Below are 22,553 nucleotides of genomic sequence, written 5' to 3'. Positions count from 1 at the left end.
GGATGCCGCCGCGCCAGCACGGCGGCGGAGGTGCCGTAGTCGTAGCGCTGCCGCAACCACGCCCGCAGCGTGGTGCGCGGCTCGTGCCGGACCACCGAATCGGGTTGATAGCGAACAAGTTCGCCGTCGCCCACGAGCCGCCAGATCAGATCGACGTCCTCGCCGTAGCGCAGGCTTTCGTCGAATCCGCCGGCCTGGTCCACGGCCGAGCGGCGCACGACCAGCGCCGCGGTCGGGACGTAGGAGATGCGCCCGCCCGGCCGCACCACCGCCGGCTCGCCACCCATATCCAGGCTCGACCGGTGAGCCTCGTAGCTGCCGAGCACGCCGTGCTCGAAAGTCCGCACTCGCGGGGCCACGGCCGCCACCGCCGGATCGTCGAACAGTGGCAGGAGCGGGTCGAGCCAGCCCGGATCGGGCACGATGTCGGAGTCGAGAAAGGCGATCAGCTCGGTGCGCGCCGCGCAGTATCCGCTGTTGCGTGCCGCCGCCGGACCGCGCGCGGACGCGTGCCGGACGATCGTGACGGTCGGCGATGGTTCCCCGTCCCCGGCGCTATGACCGGTGATCGGTACAGCGGAACCGTCGTCGACGACGATGCGCGAACCCACGTCGCCGGTCGCGGCGAGCAGCCGGGACAGCCCGGCAGGGTTGTCCTTGACGGGGACAACGACAGTGACATCGGCGATGGTGTGACCGCCCCGGTCGATCGTCGGATGCGCGACGCCCGCCGCGAGCATCCGCTGCGCCAGCGCCTGCGCGCCCGGGTCACTGCCCACCGGTTCGCCCGCGAACCAGGCCCGCACCCGGCGGGCACCGGCGGGGGACAGGCGCAGCATCCGCAGCGGACTGCCGCCGAGCAGCACTCGTCCGTCGGGTGAGGACCGCAGTCGCGCGTCCGGGCGCAGCGTGACGGTCACAACGGCACATCCTCCATCGGCACGACCCGGCCGGCATCGGCCGCGTCCGGAACGAACCAGACCAGGCTACGTGTACGGCCGGAGGGCGTCGCCGGTGGATTACTCGATGCCGAGGGTGACCTCGGTCGACTTGATCAGCACCTTGACCGTCGATCCCGCGGCGAGGCCGAGATCGTCCACGGCATCGCGGGTGATGGACGATGTGATCTCGTCCCCGCCGGTGAGGCGGACCCGCACCACGGCCATGGCCTCACCGCGAGTGACCGAGACGACGGTGCCGTCGAGCTGATTTCGGGTGCTCAGGCGCATGCGGCGACCATACGCCCGCCACCGGCTACGGCGAGGGAGGGCGGCGTCAGCGCGTTCAGCCGATCTTTGTCAGTGCGGGCGCGATCGACACCAGCTGTTCGATGCCGGAGGCGAATTCGGTGCCGATCGGCGTCAGCAGCGCCACATGGTCCGCACCGGCGTCGAGTTGTGCGCGGATCGTGGCCGTGATGGATTCCGCCCGGCCGTGGGCGACGAGTGCGTCCACGACCCGGTCACTCGGTTCGTCGATCTCGCTTGCCGCATAGCCCAATTCGATGAGCGTCGCGCGAAACGACGGTCGGGTGGCCCAGTTTCGTACCACCTCCCGGGCGGTCGTGCGGGCTCGCCCGGGGTCGTCGTCGACGACGACCGATTGTCCGACGACCAGCAGTTTGTCCGGGCCGAGCGTGTTTCGGGCGCGCGCGGTATGTTCCGCGGGCAGGGCGGCCGGCAGGGCGCCGTCGGCGATATCGGCGGCGAGCGCGAGCAGCTTCGGGCCGTTGGCGGCGAGAATGCGGGGATAGGGCGCCTCGGGTGCGGGTGGCCAGGTCTGCGCGTCCATACCCGCGACGTAGTCCCTCATGGTCGTCACGGGGCTGCCGAATTCGCGGCCGACGCTCTGCGCCTGCTGCGGATACCCCACGCCGAGGCCGAGCACGAACCGCCCCGGATGTGCCTGGGCGAGGTAGGCGGCGGCGCCGTGCGCGGTCTGCGGCGCCCGAGCCCAGATGTTGGCCACGCAGGTTCCGGCCGTCAGCCGTTCGGTGGCGGCGAGGAGCACGGCCAGGTGCGCGAAGGCGTCCTTGCCGATCACCTCGTTGGTCCATACCGCCCGGACTCCGGCCGCTTCCAGCCGGCGGCCCGCGCTGCGTTGCTCCTGCGCCGACGGAGTCCGGGTGAACGACACCGGAAGCGTGACGCCGACGGGTCCCAGCGCGCTGCGCGCGGCCTCCACGACGGTGTTGCCTGTCATCGATCGTCCCTCCTGGGATGTACGGAGATTCGTTGGAATGGTTGTGCTGGTGAGGAATACATAGGTCTCGACGGGTGTCTCGGGGTCGGCGGCCGGTAATGCCACCTGGGTCGCGGACCGGCGGCTGGTGGTGCAACCGGTGCAGCGGACCAGTGGCCGGTAGTGCAACGGGTGCCGTTGACCTGAGGGCGCGCAGGCAGGGTCGTGAGGCGTCGGCGCGGGGTGGGGCCCGATCCTGTCGCCGCCGCCTGATCTGGGTCGGTAATTCACTCTCGCACCGGCGACGGACGCGGTGCCAATGACTCTTTCGTCTGACGCAATACATTTTCCGTATCACCGCAGGTAGATGCTGCCGAGCACTCCGGCCCCACGGCTAAGCTGACGGCATGCCCGAGACGTCGCCTGTGGACCTCGATCTACGGCTGGTGCACTGTTTCACCGTGGTCGCCGATCACCGGCATTTCGGGCGCGCGGCCGAGGCGCTGCATGTCACCCAGCCGTCGCTGAGTCGCCAGATCCACCGGCTGGAACAGCAACTCGGCGCTCGCCTGCTGGACCGCACCCCGCAGGGGAGCCGGCTCACCGAGGCCGGTGAGGTGTTCCTGCCGCAGGCACATGCGCTGCTCCGGACCGCGGCCGCGGCGGTCGCCGAGACCCGAGCCGCGGCCCGGCCGAGTCGCGTGGTGGTCGGCTACACCAGCGGGCTGATCGTCACCCCCGCCGTCCGGGAACTGCGCCGCCGGCATCCCGATGCCGAGGTGCGCGCCCAGCACGTGCCCTGGAACGACGTCCCCGCGGCGCTGCTGGAACATCGCGTGGACGCACTGGTCACCCGGCTGCCCTTCCCCACCGACCGGCTGCACGTCACCGTTCTCTACGACGAACCGCGTGTGGTGGTCCTGCCGACCTCCCATCGGCTCGCGGGCAAGGAATCGGTCACGCTCGACGACATCGCCGATGAACCGTTGCCGCGCCTGCGTGATTCCGATCCGGCCTGGAATGCCTACTGGCGCATCGACCCTCGCCCCGACGGACGACCCGCCCCCGACGGGCCGATCATCGATGCGATGGAGGACAAACTCGAGATCATCGCCGCCGGCGAGGCCATCGCCATCGCCGCCGGCTTCCGAATCCACACCCTCCGCCCGGACCTCACCGCCGTTCCGCTCACCGATGTCGATCCGGCCCATGTAGTCCTGGCCACCCGCGCCGATCACCGCGGCCGCCTGGTCGCCGCCTTCCACAAGATCGCGCACACGGTACTCACCGGCCCCACCCCCGAGAGCTGATCACGTCCGCGACGAACCGCGCCGAAGACGTTCGCCCTCAGTCGCGTCCGCGGTCGATGCGGACGGCGCGGCGGGCGTTGGCGATCGCGGAGACGGTGGTGGTGCCGAGGACGCCGTCGCGGTCGAACATCACCGCGGTGCCGACGGCGAGGCCGTGGTGTTCGACGCGTTCGGTCAGTGCGAGGCCGACTTCCCTCTCGGCCGGCAGGCGTGTAATCGCCATCGTCACATCGGGATTGATGTATTCCAGGCCCGCGCTGCCGAGGTTGGACACCATGTTGGTGACGTCGGCGACCGAGGCCGCGAACTGGAACGGGGTCGGCTCCTCGCCGTCGACCACCGGAATGGCGAAGTGCCAGATACGTTTTCGCGGGCTGTCGCGGAAGGCGTCGGTCCACTCGCCCCAGCCCTCGGATTCGGTGTGATACAGCCGTTCCGGATCTCGTGTGGGCCGCCGGCCCGCGGCGGGGGCGGTGGGTGTGGTGCCGCCGGACCACACCTGCCCGGGCGGGGCCTCGCTCGGTCGCAGAAACAGTGCGCTCGCGCGAGCCGCTGGTTCGCCGTCCTGGGTCAGCACCGCATCGACCAGGCAGAGGCGGGGGCCTTCGCGGACGATCGCCGCGGAGGTCACCGAGGGGCGCATCCGCACCGCGCGGAACAGATCGAGCGTCCACCGGACCGGCTGCAGATCCGGACGGCCCAGGGTCTCGACCGTCCGCTCGACCTCCCGTGCCAGCGCGGCGCTGACGGCCGGCCCGCGCATCTGATCCGCACCCCAGCCGCTGCCCGCGCGGGGTTCGGGATGCAGTTCCTCGGTGTCCTCGTACTTGACCCGGAAGAACGCACTGTTCATGTGGCCGAACTCCTTCCGCACCTGCCGACGACGGCCGGGCAACCCCGATCATCGACCGCCGAAAGCCGGCGACCGCGTCCGGGGTCGGCGAAGCGTGGCCGGGACAGAGGAGACTCGGGCGACCGGACGCACCGTCGGCGATCGAATCGATGTGATTCGAACTCTGTCGCGACAGCGCATCCCCGATAGTGTGAGAGTCCCGCTGTGGGATAGGGGTTCATGGTGCGCATCGGTCTCTACATCGGCGGAACCGCGCCGGTCACCGAGGTTGTCGAGCAGATCCGCTGGGCGGAGCGGGCTGGGCTGGACAGTGTGTTTCTCAATCAGGTGCTCGGCTGGGATGCGCTGACCGTCGCCGCGCTGGCGCTGCGGGAGACCACCGAGATCGAGGTGGGAACGGCGGTCACCCACACCTTCGCCCGGCATCCGATCGCACTCGCACAACAGGCGCTGACGGCCACCGCGCTGGCACCCAATCGGTTCACCCTCGGGATCGGACCCAGCCACCCGCACATCGTGGAGGACGCGTACGGCCTGTCCTATGAGCGACCCGCCCGGCACGTTCGCGAATATCTGTCGGCGCTCACGCCGCTGCTGCGCGGCGAGACCATCGACTATCGCGGCGAGACGCTGCGAGCGGCCGGCACGATCGACGTCGCGGGGGCGACGCCGCCCTCGGTCGTGGTCTCGGCGCTGGGACCGGCGATGCTGAAGGTCGCCGGTGAACTGGCCGACGGTTCGGTCACCACATGGACCACACCCGGCATCATCGCCGAGCACATCGCCCCGCGACTTGCGGCGGCGGCCGCCGCGGCGGGCCGGCCGACACCGCGAACAGTCGTCGTGGTGTCGGCGGCCGTGACCCACCATCCGGACGACCTCAGGCAGGAGTTGGCGCAGGCGTTGGCCCCGGCGTCGCGGCTGCCGAGCTACCGGGCTCTGCTGGATCGCCAGCATCTGGCCGGTGTGCACGAGACCGCACTGCTCGGGCCCGAAGATGTTGTGGCAGAAGGCATCAGCGCATACGCCCGCGCCGGGGTCACCGATCTGATCGTCAGTGTGCGCGGGGATGCCGCGGCACAGCAACGGACTCGAGAGCTGGTTTCGGCCGTGCGCCGCGCCGCTCCCAGCGCTCGGTGAGGCGAATCACAACCAGCGCAGCAACCGGTGCCACAGGCGTCGGCGCACGTGCGCTTCGCCGGTCAGGGGCAGGGCTCGCGAGGGTGTGATCCCGGGTTCGGCAGCCGGTGCCGGGCCTGGATGGGGGCCGGTACCGGGACCGGGCGGCGACATGTCGGGTTCGCCGACCGGCGCGGGTTCCGGGCAAGCAACCCGTGACCAGGCGAGATGGGCCTGGGGATGGCCGCCGTCCGGTGGCATCGGATAGGTCAGGCGCGGCAATTGCACGGTCGGATCGTCCAGATCCCGGCGAAGTTGATTGCAGAACTGCTCGACCGAGCCGTAGCGATCGACGATCTCCTCGACCAGCAGGGCCGCCGACGGAGTTGCCGTGATCAGTTTGCCGCTCACCGTTCTCCTCACCTCACAGCCCGGGACACGATCTGCCGCATACCGGGCCGAACCGTCAATGTCTGCGAATAACCCCCAACACATCCACGGCGAGCCGGGGATATCGGAATTGCTCTCGCTCGAGCTGTCCGGACTCCACCGTGGTGATCGTTCTGCACCGGAGCCTAGTCAGAAACGTCAATATCCGCAAACTTCCCGCGAGCTGGTCGGTGGCCCGAAAATACCTGGAGTCCAGTCGTTTTCGAATGGTAGTGTTGATCCGTTCGGGCATCGGTGCGGGGTCGTGAGCAAGCCTCAGCAAATTCCGAGCATATGCTTGGTTGTCGACTGCCGGGGTGTTCCTGCGGGGAATCGGGGGCGCCGGAAATCTTCGACGGTCATCGGGAATACCGGGGGAGGGCCGCCGGGTTGCCGATGGGGGTGAAACGTAGGTGGTGCGCGGAAAGCGGAAGGATACCCCCAAGGTGTGCAGGTCAACGGTGGGATAGGCTGGATCGGTCATGATGTCGGCTTTCCCGGGTCCGGTCGCAGCGGCGCCCAAGACGGTCTACCTCGATCACGCGGCCACGACACCCATGTTCCCGGCCGCCGTCGAGGCGATGACGGCTGTGCTCGGCACGGTCGGTAACGCCTCGTCCCTGCACGGTTCCGGCCGCACCGCGCGGCGAGTGCTGGAGGAGGCGCGCGAATCGGTCGCCGCCGATCTCGGGGCACGTCCTTCCGAGGTGATCTTCACGTCCGGCGGTACGGAAAGCGACAATCTCGCGGTCAAGGGCATCTACTGGGCCCGGCGCGACGCCGATCCGCGCCGCACCCGCATCCTGGTGAGTTCGGTCGAACACCACGCGGTGCTCGACGCGGTGGACTGGTTGCAGCAGCACGAGGGCGCGCAGGTCACCCTGCTCGACGTCGACGCCGAGGGCGTCGTCTCGCCGGGGGCGCTGCGCGAGGCGCTGTCCGCGCACGCCGACGATACCGCCCTGGTCAGCGTGATGTGGGCCAACAACGAGATCGGCACGATCGAGCCGATCCTCGAATTGGCTTCCGTCGCACAGGAATTCGATATTCCGATGCACAGCGACGCGGTGCAGGCGGCGGCCCAGTTGCCCATCGATTTCGCGTCGAGCGGCCTGGCCGCGGCCAGTTTCGCCGGACACAAGGTCGGCGGTCCGCACGGATGCGGTGTCCTGCTGCTGGGCCGGCAGGTGGGCTGCGTCCCGCTGCTGCACGGCGGCGGCCACGAGCGCGATCTGCGATCGGGCACCTCCGATGTGCCGGCCGCGGCCGGGATCGCCGCGGCGCTGCGGGAGACCGTACGGGAAATGCCCGCGCGCACAGTGGAATTGATCGACCTGCGCGACCGCCTGATCGCCGGTGTACGCGACGCGATTCCCGGTGCCGTCCTCAACGGCGCCACCGGCGATCGGCGCCTGCCCGGGAATGTGCACTTCACCTTTCCCGGTTGTGAGGGCGATTCCCTGCTGATGCTGCTCGACGCCGCCGGAATCGAGTGCTCGACCGGGTCGGCGTGCAACGCCGGAGTGGCCGCGCCGAGTCATGTCCTGCTCGCGATGGGTGTGGAACCGCGGCAGGCGCGCGGTTCCCTGCGGTTCTCGCTCGGCCACACCACGACCGTGGCCGAGATCGACAGAGTGTTGGAAGTTCTGCCGTCCGTGGTGGAACGGGCCGAAGCGGCCGGACTGGCCGGTGCGAAGGGAGGTTCGCGATGAGAGTGCTGGCAGCGATGAGTGGCGGCGTCGATTCCGCCGTGGCCGCCGCGCGTGCGGTCGACGCCGGTCACGAGGTGGTCGGCGTGCACCTGGCCCTGTCGGCCACCCCCGGAACGCTGCGCACCGGATCGCGCGGCTGCTGCTCGAAAGAAGACGCCGGCGATGCGCGCCGCGCCGCCGACGTGCTCGGAATCCCGTTCTACGTCTGGGATTTCGCCGACCGCTTCAAAGAGGACGTGATCGACGACTTCGTCGCCGCGTACGCGGCCGGCGAGACACCGAATCCGTGCCTGCGCTGCAACGAGAAGATCAAGTTCTCGGCTCTGGCCGACCGCGCCGCCGCGCTGGGTTTCGACGCCGTGGTGACCGGCCACTACGCGCAGCTGTCGGACGGTGTGCTGCGCCGCGCCGTCGACGCCGACAAGGATCAGTCCTATGTGCTGGCCGTGCTCACAGCCGATCAGCTGTCGCGGGCGATGTTCCCGGTCGGTGACACCCCGAAGCCGCGCATCCGCGAGGAGGCCGCCGAGCGTGGTCTCGCCGTCGCGAACAAGCCCGACTCCCACGACATCTGCTTCATCCCCTCCGGCGACACCCGTGCATTCCTCGGCGCCTCGATCGGTGTGCGCCCCGGCGCCATCGTCGACAGCGACGGCCGCAAACTGGCCGATCACGAAGGCGTGCACGGATTCACGATCGGCCAGCGCAAGGGGCTCGGGCTGCCCGGCCCGGCCGCGGACGGCCGGCCCCGCTACGTCACCGAGATCGACCCGGACTCCGGCACCGTGCACGTCGGTCCCGCGGAGGATCTGCATGTCTGGACGGTGGAGGCGGATCGGGCCGTGTGGACCTCCGGTGAGGTGCCGTCGGGCCCCTTCGACTGCGTCGTCCAGGTGCGTGCGCACGGTGGTATCGCCCCGGCCGTGGTGGAGGCGGTCGACGGCGGGCTGGTCGCCCGGCTGCGCGAGCCGCTGACCGGTGTGGCGCGCGGGCAGGCCGTGGTCGCCTATCTGCTGGATCCGCAGGGGGATCGGGTGATCGGCAGCGGAACCATCAGCGGCACCGGACGTGAGCGAGCCTCCGGCGCGGGGGAGCTGGTCGCGGATTCCGCGCGGTGAGTGCGGGTGTCGTCCGGAACGTGACGACCCCATGGGGAGGACGGCCGACCCGCGTGCACCGATACGGTGGCGGCGTGTGTGACCGTGGCCGCGGACCGTCGGCGCGGTGATCGAGATGGGTGAAATATGATGAGCGAGAACCGATCCGGCGCGGCACCGGTCCTGCGAGGAGGTATCGCCACGGGTGTCGGTTCCTGGCCGGGCGCCGACCCGCGAGAGGCCGCCGCCACCATCGTGGGAGAGCTGCCCGACCTCGCGCATCTACCCGAATTGCCCGGGCGTGGTGCGGGTTCGGATATGGTCGGGCGCGCCTCGGCGCTGCTGATCGATATGCAGTTCGACACCACCACTCGTGGATACCGGCTGAGCGCCCGCCCCGGGGCGACCGCCCGCCGCGCTCACGATCTGCTCCGCACCGATCTCGATGCGCTCGAAGAGGCATGGGAGACAGCGGGTCTCACCGGCGCCGGCCGCACCCTCAAGGTCCAGTCGGTCGGACCGCTGACGCTCGCGGCGCAGGTCGAACTGGCGAACGGTCATCGCGTGCTCACCGATTCCGGTGCGGTGCGTGACCTGTCGGAGTCACTGGCCGAGGGGTTGCGCAACCATGCGGCCGAGGTCGGCAAGCGGCTCGGCGCCGATGTCGTCGTGCAACTCGACGAACCGTCGCTGGCGGCGGTGCTCGAGGGAAGTCTGCGCGGCGCCAGCGTGCTGAACACCGTGCGCGCGGTTCCCGAACCGGAGGCCCTGCACATCCTCGATACGGTCGTCACCGCCCAGCCCGGCCCGGTGCTGATCCACAGCTGCGCCGATACGCCACCGCTGTCGTTCCTGCGCGCCAGCGCCGCTGCCGCGATAGGTTTCGATATGGCGGCCGTAGCCACCGGCAATCTCGACGCCGTCGGGGAATTCCTGGACGCGGGCAAATACCTCGCCCTGGGACTGGTCCCGACGACGGCTCCGGCCACCCCGCCGACTTGGCGGCAGCTCGCCGAACCCGGCGTGCGCCTCGTCGATCGCCTCGGCTTTCCGCGCCGGACGCTCACCGACCGCGTCCTGGTCGCCCCCGCGTGTGGTTTGGCCGCCGCGCCGCTGACCTGGGCGCGCCGTGCCCTCGACCTATCCTCCGACGTGGCCCGTGCCTACGCCGACGATCCGGATTCGCTCACCTTCGACCAGCGGCACGGCACATCCTGAGCCCGGGATCAGAATCCGGCGGACGGCCCCGGGTCCGGATGGCCGATCTGCCAGTGCTGCGGTTTACCCGGCGGATAGGCGACCGGCAGATCTTCGCCGGGGAACGGCCACTGGCTGACATCCCACGCGAAGCGGCCGTACACGGTTTCGGCGGGCACGCTCGGGCCCGACAGCGTGCCGGTGATGGTCACGAACTGCTCGCCCTGACCGGCCGGACGCGGGCTCACGCCGGTGATGCGCAGCGTCCCGGCCTCGAGCCGGCCGCGCTGGAAGCCACCGAAACGGCCCCGGCCGCGGAAGTTCATCAACAGCGCGATCAGCGCGCCGGCGATCAATACGATGAACACGATCTGCAGCAGCATGCCTCCATGCTAGGCGGACAAACAGGACAGCCCCGATGCGCCGCCGTCACCGGGGCGCTCCGGCGGGATCAGCCGGGGCCGAGCTCGCTGATGCCGGCCGCGGTCCGGCGCACCTGCCAGACCCGGGTGCGCCGGGACTGCGATCGCCCGTTGCCGCGGTCGATGAGCGTGCGGTTACGAGTGGTGAAGATCAGCTGTGCGCCCCGGGAGTTGGTCTCCGGATTCTGGAACAGCTGGATCAGCCGGTCGGCGGTGTCCCCGGTGAGGTGGGTGTCGATATCGTCGACCGCCAGCACCCGGCCGGTGTCGAGCGCGTCGAGCACGGTCGGCAGCAGGCGCAGCAGGGCCAGGGTGGCGGTGGATTCGTCGGCGATGTCGAAGGCGGCGTCGATGCCCTCGTGGACCACCCCGAGCCCGACCCCGCGGCGAGCGACCATCCGCGCGTACAGGGTGTCGCGGGCCGCGCGCAGATTGCTCAGTTCCCGCTCGAGGGCGACGGGTTCCACGCCGAGGGTCTCCCGCACCTGCAGGGCGTGCGCGGGCGAGGCCGCGCAGGCGTCCAATTCCTTTGCCATAGCGGCGATTTCAGCGTCGATGTCGCGTAGGTAGTCCGCGTACATCGGGTCGTTCTCGGCCAGCAGCAGATCCTCGATGCCCAGTTCGGCCGAGCGCAGCAGCATCAGCAATCGCGCGGCGTTGTCCGCGGAGCGGGAGATGTGGCCGCCGAGGCGCTCGGCGATGCTGTGCGGGTCGGCGGGCCCGCGCTGGACGTCGAGCTGGGCGGAGAACCAGCGATAGGCGGGTACCAGCGCCTCGGCGTACATCTGCCCGGTCAGGCTGAGCAGCAGCGCATTCGGCCGCACCAGCGGTACCAGCGCGCTGATGCCGAAGCGAACCGGTTCGAACATCGGCCCGATCCGGATCTGCTCGCCCTCACGCTCGAAGATGATGCGTTTGCGGTTGTGCGGATGCGTATGCAGCCATTCGGCGGTGACATCGGCATTGTCGAGGCGGAACCCATAGGTGTAGGGCGTGCCCTCCGCGACGAAGGTGGCGACGAATTCCGAAGGCCGATCGGCGAATCCGAGATGCGGTGTGCGCACGGGCCCGGCGTAGGGATCCCAGCCGGTCACCGAATGCAGAACCGCGTCGCGCATGTGGGCCAGTGCGTCGACGAGACCGGATTTGCCGCTGGCGGCCGCGCCGTGCACGGCGGTAACGGGCGCGGGCAGCGCTCCGGCCCGGCTCGACACCAGGCGGAGCTCCTGTGGTTCGGCGAGGGATCGGTGATTGGTCACCTGAAAACTACGCAGCACCCGAGCCATCCTGCCGTCCGCCGTGCCGCGCCGCGACATCAGGTGCGATGTTGCCTCCGGTACAGCGAGGCCAGACAGACCACGAGGGTGCAGATCTCGGCGGCGACGGCGATCATCGCCTGCGGTGCCGGCTGCCAGCCGATTTCGGTGAATCCGAACAACCCGCTCGTCCGCGACAGCACGAAACCGCCCAGGGCGGCGACGCTGAGCACCGCCGCCGCCGCGCGCATGGTCCACGGACCGATGAGAACCAGCGCGGCCAGCGCGAAGGCGGCGGCGGCCTGGACGGCGAACGACGGGCCCACGTATCCGATGAAGCGGTAGCCGCGTGCGTAGAGCTGGGTGTGCACGACACCGGTGGTGACGAGTCCGGCGCTGATCGCCACCCGCGACGGGAACCGCGACCAGGCAGAGGAGATCGTGGTCATCGCAGTGCCTGCTCCTTGATCGCGAGCAACTGCCGGCCCTGCCGGTAGCTCACTTCCCGGATTCCCAGTGCTGCGTGCAGTTTTCCGGCCGGCAACGTCACCGGTTTGGGGGCGGGCCCCTCGCCGGGATGCGGCAGCGGATAGGCGGTGGTCGTCCCGCTGAAGAAGGTGATGTTGCCCTCGGTCTTGGTGAAGAGTTGATGCACATGGCCGTTGAGGCAGGTGACCGAGGAGAACCGCCGCAGCAGGTTCAGGACCTGCGCGGCATCGTCTGTGCCCCAACCCCATCGGGGATACATGGCGAACAGCGGAATGTGGCTGAAGACGATGATCGGTGTGTCCGCGGACAATCCCGCCACATCCTTGCGGACGAAGTCGATCTGGTCCTGCCCGAGATGACCCAGATTCTGCGCGTGGAGCGTATTGACCAGGCCGATGACGTGCACGCCCGCGATATCGAAGCTGTACCAGCCGTCACCGCGGGTGCCTTGTCCGAACACGTCGCGGTATCGCTGTCCGCCGTCGTCGGTCGAATCGTGTTCGCCGGGCACGGTGAAGATATGCGGCGTGGACAATCCCGACATCATCTGGCGGACCTGATCGAATTGCGCGGGCGTGGCCAGATGTGTCAGGTCTCCGGTGTGGATGACGAAATCCGGTGTGTACCCGAGCGCATCGACCTGACCGATCGCCTCGGTGAAGGTGTCGGTGACATTCGCGTTGGCGGCGCCCTGGAATCCGATGTGGCTGTCGCTGATCTGCGCGAATCGCAGGGTGGGTCGTTCGGATGTGGCCGGGGCCGCGCCCGCCACATGGGAGATGACCTCGCCGCCGACCACGGTCAGTCCGACGGCCGCGCCGAACCAGGCGCTGTGGCGGAGCAACTGCCGCCGGGTCATGGCGTGCGGGTCACGCGGATCGGTGTGCTGGGGATGTTGTTCGGTCACGGGGTCACCACCACGGTCGCGTGCATGAAGGGATGGATCGAGCAGAAGTAGGCGAAGGTGCCCGGCTGGGCGAAGGTGAAGCTGAAGGTGGCCCCCGTGCCCATTCCCGTGGAGTGGAACGAGCCGTCGCGCGCTACCACCGTATGCGGTTCCTCGTCGCGATTGGTCCAGGTCACGGTGGTGCCCGCCTTGACGCTCACGGTCTGCGGGCCGAAGGCGAAATTGTCGATGGTGACGGCGTTCGGCCCGGCCGCGACCGCCGGTGCCCGGGGCGCACTCGACATTCCCGGCATGTCCGGCATCGGTGCGGGTGCGCCCGGGGTCATGCCCAGGCCGGGGTCGTCGGAGCGGACGGTGGGAGCGGGCGGGCTCGTGCCCTTGTCGGCAGATGTCGCGCAGGCCGTCAGCGTCATGACGCCGAGGGCGGCCATCGCGGCGGCGGTGCCATTCAGAACGAGGTGTCGGCGCATCGGATCCGGCCTCCATCAGGACCCCGCGGAGTGCGGGGCTTCACCGACAGATAGGTGACCGGGTTACAGACCGAGGTCGATATTCAGTTCCGACGCCGCCCGCAGCGCCCGATGCTGCAGCACCTTCGCATTGGCCACGCTGATCGCCAGTGCGGCAGCAGATTCGCGCACCGACAACCCCTGCAGGAAACGAAGTTCGAGAATGCGGCGGTAGCGTTGTGGCAGTTCGCTCAATACCGCGCGCACGTGTTCCGGCGCCCGGGACTCGGCGGAATCGGTTGGCGCCGAACCGCTCTCGTCCGGAATATCGTCGTCGATCACCGTGATCTCCCGGCCCATCCGTGCTCGCCAGTGCCCGGCGAGCACGGTGCGGGCGGTGGTCCGCAGATAGGCGCGCACCTCGGCGACGCTCGCGGTGATTCGCAGCGGTTTCAGCGCGGCGACGAAAACCTCCGCGGTGAGATCCTCCGCATCCGGTTTGTTGCCGACCTTCGAGAAGATCAGCGCGTAGACCCAGCCGACATTGTCCCGGTACACCTCTTCCCAGCTGGGATAACGATCCTGCGGTACCAGTCGCAGCTCGCGGCGTCCGGGCTCCTCCGGCGACCGCGACCCGGCCGTGGATCGCCCTGCCATCCCAACCACCCTCCTGCAGCCCGGTGACGCACGCGCCTGTCACGGATAGATACGTGGTGGGGTTACGCGCGGTTCGGCGCGGACGCCGTCACGCCGGCTTCTCCGGTGCGAACACCTCGATCGAGCCGTTCGATTCACGAACCTGCAGCCGCGGCAGGGGGGCCGGCGTGCGGGGCAGCTCGTGGGTCAGAACCTCACCCTCGAAACCGAAGGAGGTCGAATGGCACGGGCAGCGCAGGCGCGCCGCGGCGGCGTCCAGCCACAATCGGCACCCCTGGTGGGTGCAGATTCCCGACAGCGCGTAGACGATCCCGTCGCGGCGGCGGAGGAAGCCGTTGACCGCGCCGAGTTCGAACGGTGCGGTCGCGCCGTCCGCGAGTTCGGTGCTGGCCAGGACCGGCTGCCAGGTGCCGTGCGACGGCACGAGCGTCTGCTGCGCGGCGGGAACCTTCGGTTCGCCGGGGCCGCTCAGCAGCGTGTGGTCGATCATCCCGCCCGCCGCGGCCGCGGCGGCCACCGAGGTGCCGATCAGTACGGTGCGCCGGGTGGGACGCCGCGTGCGCGCCCCCGGATCGGCGGCGGGCTCGTCGAGGTCCTCGGCCAGGCGATGGTGCAGCCGGGCGATGAACTCCTCGTCCGGGCTGCCCGCACCGGTCCGGGCCGACCGCAGCGCGATCGCGGCGCGGATCTGGGCGGCGTCGTCATCGTCGGGCCGGAAACCGCGCGGGCTGCGGCCGGCCAGGATGTCGTCGACGTAGCGCTCCACGTCCTTGCTGCTCACAGCGAGCCTCCTGATCCGGGACGGGCGGCCGATCGCAACGCCAGACGCTGGCGGGCCTCGGCCTCGGGAACGCCGACACCGAGCCGCGCCGCGGTGTCCTGTATCGAAAGTCCTTGCAGGAAGCGCAATTCGAGAATGCGGCGATAGGGCTCCGGCAGTTCGGCGAGCAGATCGGCGACGGCCGCGACCGGCGTGGCCGAGGAGCTGCCGTGCGGCTCGGCGTCGATCACGGTGATCTCCCGGCCCACCCGCGAGAGCCAGTAGCGGGCCAGCACCGAGCGCGCGGTCTCCCGCAGCAGCGCGGGAATCTGCGACGGTTCCACACCGATGGGGGCTGCGCCGATGGGCGATGGTTCCAGTGCTGTCATGAACACCTCCGTCGTCAGCTCCTCGGCGTCGGGCGCGGCGCCCACCTTCGCGAGCATCAGCGCGTACACCCAGTCGACATTGCCGTGGAGGATCTCCTCCCAGCCGGCGTGCTCGTCGCGGGAGGGCGGCGCCGGCTCGGGCTGCCCGCTCATCTGCCGCCGCCCTCCTCTCCGATCTCGCCGTGCTCGGTGCGGCCCGATCCAGGACCGGCCGGGTCCGCGGAGACTGTGCCTGCCGAGAACTGTGCCGCCATCAATTAGATAGCAGGGCGGTTACACACACCACCGGTTACGTGTCACGAGCCGGATCGAGTGCGGCGGCGCGTAACCACCACTCCTATCTGCAGGCACCACGAGTGCGAGGAGTGAAGAACATGAACGTGGCATTCGGTGTGCAGTGCGCACGAGGAGCGGCGGCCGCCATCGCGCTCGCCGGTGCGATCGCGGCGGCCGCCCCTGCCGGCGCTGCCGGGTCGCTCGCCCATGAGGCCGTCGAACCGGTTGCCGCACAATGCCTCTGGGCCGACACCGCCCATCCGCGCGGAGATATCGTCACCGCGGGCGGGTGGAGTTACAGCTGCGGCACCGACGCCGCCGGCATGGCGCGGTGGACCCGCGGGGCGGCGGCCGGTCCGAGCACGGTGCCCGATCCGGGCGCGGCGACCGCGCCCGCCGGGCATTTCAGCGCGGGAGCCCGGCAACCGGGTACCGAATACACCGACTACTGCGTGGGCGACCAGCTGATCGAAGGACGCGACAACGTCTTCGAAGTCGCCGCGGCCGGAGACGGTCTGCTGTTCTGGCGGCCGGTCGCGGCCGCGGATTCGTGGACCTTCGACCCCGGCACCCACCGGGCGCCGCCCTCCGCGCGCGGTTCGAGCCTCTGCCGGGACAGCCAACTCCTCTGAGTTCACCGGTGCCTCGGCGCCCGGCGTGGCCGCCGGGTGAGCCCGGTCATGGGCTGCGCGGGGAAAGCCCGAGCATGGGCGTCGGCACATCGGCGAGTGAACGACCGGCGTGCGGGTAATCGCACTGCCGAGCGGAGTTGTCGCGAGGCCGTACCCTCGGGTCCGGCGGTCGCGACGGCTCCGGTGCGAAAAGTGCGGCGGCCGGTGACGTTCGCCCGGTTCGTGTCGGTAGGACGCGGATCGGTGCGATCTCCGTAAGGTCGCCGGTGTCGACGAAAGGGGCCTCCGGGATGTTCGAGCGGGTAATGCAGAAGTCGGTGGAGACCTTCGTGCGGGCGGGGACGGGGGTGCAGGAGCCGCTGGCGGCCAAGTACGTCGACCGGTTGCGGCGCAAGAATCCGGAGCGCACGCCGGAGGATATCGAGGCCGGCTTGCGCTGGCGCTATCTGGGCGCGGTGACCGTCAGCGGCACACTCGCGGGTCTGTCGGCCGCGGTGCCCGGTGTCGGCACGATCATCGGGCTGGCGGCCAGCGGCGTGGAATCGGTCTTCTTCATGGAGGCCTCGGCGTTCTACGCGGTCTCGGTGGGGGAGTTGCACGGGATGCGCGCGATGTCGCAGCAGCAGCGCCGGGCGCTCGTGGTGGCGGTGGTTCTGGGCGAGGGCGGTGCGCAGCTGCTCGGGAAGGGCGCCGGGCAGTCGGCGAAGGACTGGGCCTCGGCGGTGGCGGACAAACTTCCGGTGGTCCGCTCGATCGACAACCCGATGGCGCGCAAATTCATCGTCGGCTTCATCGCCAAGCGCGGGGCGTTGCTGTTCGGCCGGGCGCTGCCGGCCGGTCTCGGCGCGATCATCGGCGGCACCGGTAACTACGCGATGGGCCGGGCGGTGCTCGCGAACGCGGATCGCACCTTCGAATCGGCGCCGCCGTCGTGGCCCGACGACGTCCGGGCCGCCGTGAACGCCTGATTCCGACGTGCCCGAACGGTCCACGAGCATGTCGGTGGGCTGGGCTAATGTGCCAGAGGTGAGCGAAACCGGGATCGAGGACGCACGTGCCGCCGAGGCGGCCGACGCCGCCGAGGCGGCCACGGCCGACGAGCGCACCGAATGGCAGCAGCTGGCCGAGCAGGTCCGCGAACACCAGTTCCGGTACTACGTGCGCGATGCGCCGATCATCTCCGACGGCGAGTTCGACGCGCTGTTCCAGCGGCTGCTGGCGCTGGAGGAGGCGCACCCGGACCTGCGCACGCCCGATTCGCCGACGCAGCTGGTCGGCGGCGGCTTCGCCACCGAATTCACCGCGGTCGACCATCTCGAGCGCATGCTCTCGCTGGACAACGTGTTCGACGAGGACGAGATGCGCACCTGGATCAGCCGGGTGGTCGCCGAGACCGGCGCCGATACGCACTTCGTGTGCGAGGTGAAGATCGACGGTGTGGCGCTGAACCTCGTCTACGAGAACGGCCGTCTGGTGCGCGGCGCCACCCGTGGCGACGGCCGCACCGGTGAGGACGTCACCCTCAACGCGCGCACGATCGAGGACATCCCCGAACAACTCACGCCCACAACGGAATTCCCGATTCCGGAACTGCTCGAGGTTCGTGGTGAGGTGTACTTCCGGCTCGAGGACTTCGAGAATCTGAACGCGGCGATCGTCGCCGAGGGCAAGCCGCCGTACGCGAATCCGCGCAACACCGCCGCGGGATCGCTGCGGCAGAAGGATCCGGCGGTCACCTCCCGGCGCCGGCTGCGCATGATCTGCCACGGCTTCGGCCGGATGGTCGGATTCAGCCCGTCCTCGCAGTACGAGGCCTATCAGGCGCTGGCGGCGTGGGGGTTGCCCGTCTCGGCGCACACCGTGCGCGTGCAGGGTGCCGACGCGGTGGTCGAGCGCATCCGCTACTGGGGCGAGCACCGCCACGACATCGAGCACGAAATCGACGGCCAGGTGATCAAGGTCGACGAGTTCACGCTGCAACGCCGTCTCGGCAGCACCTCGCGCGCCCCGCGCTGGGCCATCGCCTACAAGTACCCGCCGGAGGAGGCCACCACCCGCCTGCGCGACATCCAGGTCAACGTCGGCCGCACCGGCCGGGTCACGCCGTTCGCGGTGATGGAACCGGTGACCGTCGCCGGTTCCACGGTCGCGATGGCCACGCTGCACAACGCCTCGGAGGTCGAGCGCAAGGGCGTGCTGATCGGCGATACCGTCACCATCCGCAAGGCCGGCGATGTCATTCCCGAGGTGCTCGGCCCAGTGGTCGACGTGCGCGACGGCAGCGAACGGCGCTTCGTCATGCCCACGCACTGCCCGGAATGCGGTACCGAGCTCGCGCCCGAGAAGGAGGGCGATGCCGATATCCGCTGCCCGAACCAGCGGCACTGTCCCGCGCAGTTGCGGGAGCGAGTGTTCCACATGGCCGGGCGGGGCGCCTTCGATATCGAGGCGCTGGGTTACGAGGCCGCGATCGATCTGCTGAAGTCGGGTGCGATCTCCGATGAGGGCGATCTGTTCGACCTGAGCGAGGAAAAACTCCTCGGCACAACGCTTTTCGTCAACAAGAGCGGCACGCTGTCGGCCAACGGCAAACGCCTGCTGCAGAATCTCGACACCGCGAAGGACCGTCCGCTGTGGCGGGTGCTGGTGGCCTTGTCCATCCGCCACGTCGGGCCGACCGCGGCGCGCGCCCTGGCTGCCGAACTGGGCAGTATGGCGGCGATCGAGGAGGCGTCGGCCGAGGCGCTGGCGGCCGTCGACGGCGTCGGCCCGACCATCGCGGCCGCGGTGAAGGAATGGTTCACCGTCGACTGGCACCGCACCATCGTCGAGAAGTGGCGTGCGGCCGGGGTACGGATGGAGGACGAACGCGACACATCCATCGAACGCAACCTCGAGGGGTTGTCGATCGTGGTCACCGGTTCCCTGCAAGGGTTCTCCCGCGACGAGGCCAAGGAAGCGATCCTGGTGCGCGGCGGTAAGGCGGCCGGATCCGTCTCGAAGAAAACGGCTTTCGTGGTGATCGGTGACTCCCCGGGCTCCAAGGCGGCCAAGGCGGAGGAACTCGGCGTGCCCATTCTCGACGAGGACGGGTTCCGCACACTGCTGGCGGAGGGGCCCGATGCGGTGCGACCGGGGCCGGATACCGAGGACGAATCGGACTGAGCATGGATCAGTGGGATATGCGGGTGCGGATTCGCCGCGCCCGCCCGGAGGATTTCGCGGCGATCGCCCAGCTGACGGTCGACACCTACGTCGGCGAGGGGCACGTGCATCCCGAAAGTCCCTATGTGGCCGAACTTTCCGATACCGCGACCAGAGCCCGCGAAGCCGAGGTCCTCGTCGCCGAGCGCGACGAAGACCTGCTCGGTTCGCTGACCATCGCGCGGCCCGGCACCCCGTACGCGGATATCGCGCGGGCGGGTGAGCTGGAGTTCCGCATGCTCGCGGTCGCCAAGCGCGCCCGCGGCGCCGGTGTGGGCACCGCCCTGGTCCGCACTGTCGTCGAGACGGCCCGGGCGGAGAGCTTCGCCGCCGTCGTGTTGACCACGATGCCCGCAATGGCCGATGCCCGGCGCATCTACGAGCGGATGGGTTTCGGCCATGTGCCGGAACGGGATTGGCGCACCGACGCCGGGCTGCCGCTCACCGTGATGCGGCTGGCGCTCACGCCCGGCGCGTAGGTAGAGACGGCGCGCGGCGAGCAGGGGCCGTTACGCACAACTCCTGTTCGCCGAAGTCGCTGCGCCGCAACCGGTTCAGGTCAGTACGGTGGCGACGATGCCCGCCAGATATCCCAGCCGCGCGACCTCGGACGGACGGAAATCCGGCCCGCCGGGGCGGCCGAGCAGCAGCGCCTTACCGGTGTTGCCGAGCGGGGCGGCCGCCAGTTTGGTATCCATGTCCCGCCAGATCTGCGGGACCCAGTCGGCCTCGGGATCGAGGGCCGTCGGCTTCTCGAGCGGCATCCACGGCACGCTGCCGGCCTGCGTCTCGGGTGCGCTGGCGCTGCCGACCAGACGCTGGCCGCCGCCGTGCGGCCCCAGGTCCATCACGGTGCTCCATCCGACCTGCAGGACGCGCGGGACGCCGTCGACCAGCACTTGCAGCCGGTCGTCACGCGCGGTGGCGACCTGGTCGATCAGCTCCAGTTCGCGGTGGGTGTCGAGAATGCCGGAATAGGGACGCAGCGAATCGACCCGCACATCGGCGAGCGATTCGGCCGCGGTGATCAATGTGTCGGGCAGTGCACCCGACGGAACTTCCACCACCAGATCGTCGATCGCATATCCTGCGCCGCGTTCGACGACATCCAGCGAGAGGATGTCGGCGCCGACGGAGCCCAGCGCTACTGCGAGTGAACCGAGACTTCCTGGGCGATCCGGAAGCTGCACGCGAAGCAGATATGACACGTGCTTGCCTTCCTTTCCTGTGCGACCGAGACTTTCGGACGTATACCCGAGTCTCGCAATACTTACACCCACTGCTTCCAGCAAACGATTCGAAGCGGGAGCAGTGAGGTACACCACATCCATTGTCGGCCGAACCCCGGGTGCCGTGCCAGTGCCGTTCCGATGACGTTGTGATGTCAACCTTGTTTCCGGCGAGCACCGGAACGAACAGCGCAGTCCGACCGTGACCGGATGGCTACAACACGCACCCACTAGGCTGTCCCATGCGCAGCGCCCTGCGCCATCGACACGCACCAACCTGCCGAAAGGGGATTCGCGGTGTCCGCCATCTCCCGCGACGAGGTCGCACACCTCGCCCGGTTGTCCCGGCTCGCCCTCACCGACGAAGAGCTCGATCTGTATGCCGGTCAGCTGGATTCGATCCTGAGTCACGTGCAGGTCATCACCGAGGTCGCCGCCGACGTACCGGCCACCGCGTCGCCGAACCCGACCGCCAACGTCACCCGGCCGGACGTGGTCGTCCCCGGGCTCAGCCCGGACGAGGCGCTGTCCGGTGCCCCCGCGGTCGACGAGCAGCGGTTCATGGTTCCGCAGATCCTGGGAGAAGGCGAGTAATGAGCGGCGATCTGACGAAACTGTCCGCGGCCGAGCTGGCGGAGAAGATCCACGGCCGCGAGGTGTCCTCGGTGCAGGTCACCGAGGCGCATCTGCAGCGCATCGCCGAGGTCGACGGTGAGCTGAACGCCTTCCTGCATGTGGCCGGCGAGCAGGCGCTGACGACCGCCGCCGAGGTGGACGCCGCGATCGCCGCGGGCACCGTGGCCTCGCCGCTGGCGGGAGTTCCGTTGGCGCTCAAGGACGTTTTCACCACCACGGATATGCCGACCACCTGCGCGTCGAAAATTCTCGAGGGCTGGGTGTCGCCCTACGACGCGACCGTGACGGCCAAGTTGCGCGCCGCCGGCATCCCGATCCTGGGCAAGACGAACATGGACGAGTTCGCGATGGGTTCGTCCACCGAGAACTCCGCCTACGGCCCAACCCGCAACCCGTGGGACACCAGCCGTATCCCCGGTGGTTCCGGCGGCGGTTCGGCGGCGGCCCTGGCCTCCTATCAGGCTCCGCTGGCGATCGGCACCGACACCGGCGGTTCCATCCGTCAGCCCGCCGCGGTCACCGCGACCGTCGGCACCAAGCCGACCTACGGCACCGTGTCCCGCTACGGCCTGGTCGCCTGTGCGTCGTCGCTGGATCAGGGCGGCCCGTGCGGTCGTACCGTGCTCGACACCGCGTTGCTGCACGAGGTGATCGCCGGTTACGACCCGAAGGACTCGACCTCGCGCGATGTGCCGGTTCCGGCGCTGGTGGAGGCCGCTCGCGCGGGTGCGCGCGGCGATCTGGCGGGGGTGAAGGTCGGCGTGGTCAAGGAACTGCATTCCGACAGCTATCAGCCGGGTGTGCTCGCCTCCTTCGACGCCGCGGTGGCGCAGCTGAAGGATCTGGGTGCCGAGGTGGTCGAGGTGTCGTGCCCGCACTTCGAATACGCGCTGGCGTCCTACTACCTGATCCTGCCGAGTGAGGTGTCGTCCAACCTGGCTCGCTTCGACGCCATGCGGTACGGCCTGCGCGTCGGCGACGACGGCAGCCACTCCGCGGAGCAGGTCATGTCGCTGACCCGCGAGGCGGGATTCGGTCCGGAAGTCAAGCGCCGCATCATGATCGGCACCTACGCGCTCTCGGCCGGATACTACGACGCCTACTACGGTCAGGCGCTGAAGGTGCGCACCCTGATCGCGCAGGACTTCGACAAGGCCTACGAGAGCGTCGATGTGCTGGTCTCGCCGACCAGCCCGTTCACGCCGTGGAAGCTGGGGGAGAAGGTGAACGATCCGCTGGCGATGTACCTGTCGGACCTGTGCACGCTCCCGACCAACCTGGCCGGCCACTGCGCGATGTCGGTGCCGTCGGGACTGTCCGCCGACGACGGCCTGCCGGTGGGCCTGCAG

Annotated in this window: 25 protein-coding genes; 11 read left to right on the top strand and 14 right to left on the bottom strand. The window is 69.5% G+C overall.

The window, feature by feature from the left end; genetic code table 11:
* The 3 genes from mftF to ON23_RS19675 all read right to left on the bottom strand — a co-directional run.
* Nucleotides 1-920: mycofactocin biosynthesis glycosyltransferase MftF (gene mftF / locus ON23_RS19685; protein WP_039779955.1), on the bottom strand; the 920-nt coding region annotated here is incomplete at its 3' end.
* A 99-nt stretch (nt 921-1,019) separates the two neighbouring features.
* On the bottom strand, nt 1,020-1,229 hold the full coding sequence (locus ON23_RS19680) for a TOBE domain-containing protein (protein WP_039779954.1): 210 nt from the start codon (nt 1,227-1,229) through the stop codon (nt 1,020-1,022).
* 55 nt (nt 1,230-1,284) lie between these two features.
* Nucleotides 1,285-2,202, bottom strand: a complete 918-nt coding sequence (locus tag ON23_RS19675) for a TIGR03620 family F420-dependent LLM class oxidoreductase (protein ID WP_039779953.1) — start codon at nt 2,200-2,202, stop codon at nt 1,285-1,287.
* Nucleotides 2,203-2,588: 386 nt separating this feature from the next.
* On the opposite strand from ON23_RS19675, the gene ON23_RS19670 reads away from it, so the two are divergent.
* Entirely contained in the window at nt 2,589-3,491 is a 903-nt protein-coding gene (locus ON23_RS19670; RefSeq protein ID WP_039779952.1) for a LysR family transcriptional regulator, read from the top strand.
* A gap of 37 nt (nt 3,492-3,528) precedes the next feature.
* Here ON23_RS19670 and ON23_RS19665 read toward each other — a convergent pair whose 3' ends face one another.
* A complete protein-coding gene (locus ON23_RS19665; RefSeq protein ID WP_039779965.1) occupies nt 3,529-4,344 on the bottom strand; it encodes an acyl-CoA thioesterase domain-containing protein in 816 nt (271 codons plus the stop codon).
* A gap of 219 nt (nt 4,345-4,563) precedes the next feature.
* On the opposite strand from ON23_RS19665, the gene ON23_RS19660 reads away from it, so the two are divergent.
* Nucleotides 4,564-5,484, top strand: a complete 921-nt coding sequence (locus ON23_RS19660; protein ID WP_210743708.1) for a TIGR03564 family F420-dependent LLM class oxidoreductase — start codon at nt 4,564-4,566, stop codon at nt 5,482-5,484.
* A 6-nt stretch (nt 5,485-5,490) separates the two neighbouring features.
* Here ON23_RS19660 and ON23_RS19655 read toward each other — a convergent pair whose 3' ends face one another.
* A complete protein-coding gene (locus ON23_RS19655; RefSeq protein WP_039779951.1) occupies nt 5,491-5,874 on the bottom strand; it encodes a hypothetical protein in 384 nt (127 codons plus the stop codon).
* A 500-nt stretch (nt 5,875-6,374) separates the two neighbouring features.
* Here ON23_RS19655 and ON23_RS19650 point away from each other — a divergent pair, with 500 nt between their 5' ends.
* The 3 genes from ON23_RS19650 (at nt 6,375) to ON23_RS19640 (ending at nt 9,919) form a co-directional block, all read left to right on the top strand.
* Nucleotides 6,375-7,604, top strand: a complete 1,230-nt coding sequence (locus tag ON23_RS19650; RefSeq protein WP_039779950.1) for a cysteine desulfurase family protein — start codon at nt 6,375-6,377, stop codon at nt 7,602-7,604.
* Nucleotides 7,601-8,722, top strand: coding sequence for a tRNA 2-thiouridine(34) synthase MnmA (gene mnmA, locus ON23_RS19645; RefSeq protein WP_039779949.1), 1,122 nt, complete (start codon nt 7,601-7,603; stop codon nt 8,720-8,722). The genes ON23_RS19650 and mnmA overlap by 4 nt, the downstream gene beginning before the upstream one ends.
* 129 nt (nt 8,723-8,851) lie before the next feature.
* A complete protein-coding gene (locus ON23_RS19640; protein ID WP_039779963.1) occupies nt 8,852-9,919 on the top strand; it encodes a methionine synthase in 1,068 nt (355 codons plus the stop codon).
* Nucleotides 9,920-9,927: 8 nt separating this feature from the next.
* Here ON23_RS19640 and ON23_RS19635 read toward each other — a convergent pair whose 3' ends face one another.
* From ON23_RS19635 to ON23_RS19600, 8 genes are all read right to left on the bottom strand, one after another.
* A complete protein-coding gene (locus ON23_RS19635) occupies nt 9,928-10,281 on the bottom strand; it encodes a hypothetical protein (protein ID WP_039779948.1) in 354 nt (117 codons plus the stop codon).
* A gap of 68 nt (nt 10,282-10,349) precedes the next feature.
* A complete protein-coding gene (locus tag ON23_RS19630; protein ID WP_210743780.1) occupies nt 10,350-11,606 on the bottom strand; it encodes an AAA family ATPase in 1,257 nt (418 codons plus the stop codon).
* A 29-nt stretch (nt 11,607-11,635) separates the two neighbouring features.
* Nucleotides 11,636-12,025 carry a hypothetical protein gene (locus ON23_RS19625; protein ID WP_039779947.1) on the bottom strand — a complete coding sequence of 130 codons (390 nt, stop codon included), beginning with the start codon at nt 12,023-12,025 and terminating at the stop codon, nt 11,636-11,638.
* Complete coding sequence (locus tag ON23_RS19620; protein ID WP_039779960.1) at nt 12,022-12,924, bottom strand: metallophosphoesterase family protein; 903 nt, start codon at nt 12,922-12,924, stop codon at nt 12,022-12,024. Before ON23_RS19620 ends, ON23_RS19625 begins: the two co-directional genes overlap by 4 nt.
* A gap of 44 nt (nt 12,925-12,968) precedes the next feature.
* A complete protein-coding gene (locus ON23_RS19615; RefSeq protein ID WP_244969966.1) occupies nt 12,969-13,298 on the bottom strand; it encodes a cupredoxin domain-containing protein in 330 nt (109 codons plus the stop codon).
* A 207-nt stretch (nt 13,299-13,505) separates the two neighbouring features.
* Nucleotides 13,506-14,078, bottom strand: a complete 573-nt coding sequence (locus ON23_RS19610) for an RNA polymerase sigma factor (protein WP_039779945.1) — start codon at nt 14,076-14,078, stop codon at nt 13,506-13,508.
* 88 nt (nt 14,079-14,166) lie between these two features.
* Entirely contained in the window at nt 14,167-14,859 is a 693-nt protein-coding gene (locus tag ON23_RS19605) for a Rieske (2Fe-2S) protein (protein ID WP_039779944.1), read from the bottom strand.
* The gene (locus tag ON23_RS19600; protein WP_051042895.1) at nt 14,856-15,380 is read right to left on the bottom strand and encodes an RNA polymerase sigma factor; all 525 of its coding nucleotides are present in this window, start codon (nt 15,378-15,380) and stop codon (nt 14,856-14,858) included. Before ON23_RS19600 ends, ON23_RS19605 begins: the two co-directional genes overlap by 4 nt.
* A gap of 221 nt (nt 15,381-15,601) precedes the next feature.
* Here ON23_RS19600 and ON23_RS19595 point away from each other — a divergent pair, with 221 nt between their 5' ends.
* From ON23_RS19595 to ON23_RS19580, 4 genes are all read left to right on the top strand, one after another.
* Nucleotides 15,602-16,135, top strand: coding sequence for a hypothetical protein (locus ON23_RS19595; protein ID WP_039779942.1), 534 nt, complete (start codon nt 15,602-15,604; stop codon nt 16,133-16,135).
* A gap of 290 nt (nt 16,136-16,425) precedes the next feature.
* Nucleotides 16,426-17,103 (top strand): hypothetical protein, encoded by a 678-nt coding sequence (locus ON23_RS19590; RefSeq protein ID WP_083904093.1) that lies wholly within the window; start codon nt 16,426-16,428, stop codon nt 17,101-17,103.
* Nucleotides 17,104-17,131: 28 nt separating this feature from the next.
* Nucleotides 17,132-19,300: an NAD-dependent DNA ligase LigA gene (gene ligA, locus ON23_RS19585; protein ID WP_083904092.1), complete on the top strand. Its 2,169-nt coding sequence runs from the start codon at nt 17,132-17,134 to the stop codon at nt 19,298-19,300.
* Between the two features lie 2 nt (nt 19,301-19,302).
* The gene (locus ON23_RS19580) at nt 19,303-19,818 is read left to right on the top strand and encodes a GNAT family N-acetyltransferase (protein ID WP_083904091.1); all 516 of its coding nucleotides are present in this window, start codon (nt 19,303-19,305) and stop codon (nt 19,816-19,818) included.
* Between the two features lie 75 nt (nt 19,819-19,893).
* On the opposite strand, the gene ON23_RS19575 is transcribed toward ON23_RS19580, so the two are convergent.
* Nucleotides 19,894-20,547: an ACT domain-containing protein gene (locus tag ON23_RS19575; protein ID WP_039779941.1), complete on the bottom strand. Its 654-nt coding sequence runs from the start codon at nt 20,545-20,547 to the stop codon at nt 19,894-19,896.
* A 318-nt stretch (nt 20,548-20,865) separates the two neighbouring features.
* Here ON23_RS19575 and gatC point away from each other — a divergent pair, with 318 nt between their 5' ends.
* Both gatC and gatA read left to right on the top strand, forming a co-directional pair.
* A complete protein-coding gene (gene gatC, locus ON23_RS19570) occupies nt 20,866-21,162 on the top strand; it encodes an Asp-tRNA(Asn)/Glu-tRNA(Gln) amidotransferase subunit GatC (protein ID WP_036503944.1) in 297 nt (98 codons plus the stop codon).
* Nucleotides 21,162-22,553: Asp-tRNA(Asn)/Glu-tRNA(Gln) amidotransferase subunit GatA (gene gatA / locus ON23_RS19565; protein ID WP_039779940.1), on the top strand; the 1,392-nt coding region annotated here is incomplete at its 3' end. The genes gatC and gatA, both read left to right, overlap by 1 nt.

Origin of the sequence: Nocardia cerradoensis NBRC 101014, assembly GCF_000308535.1 — a bacterium.
Taxonomy (GTDB): domain Bacteria; phylum Actinomycetota; class Actinomycetes; order Mycobacteriales; family Mycobacteriaceae; genus Nocardia; species Nocardia cerradoensis.
Note: the sequence above shows the minus strand (reverse complement) of the source record. Positions and strands in the feature narration are given on the sequence as shown.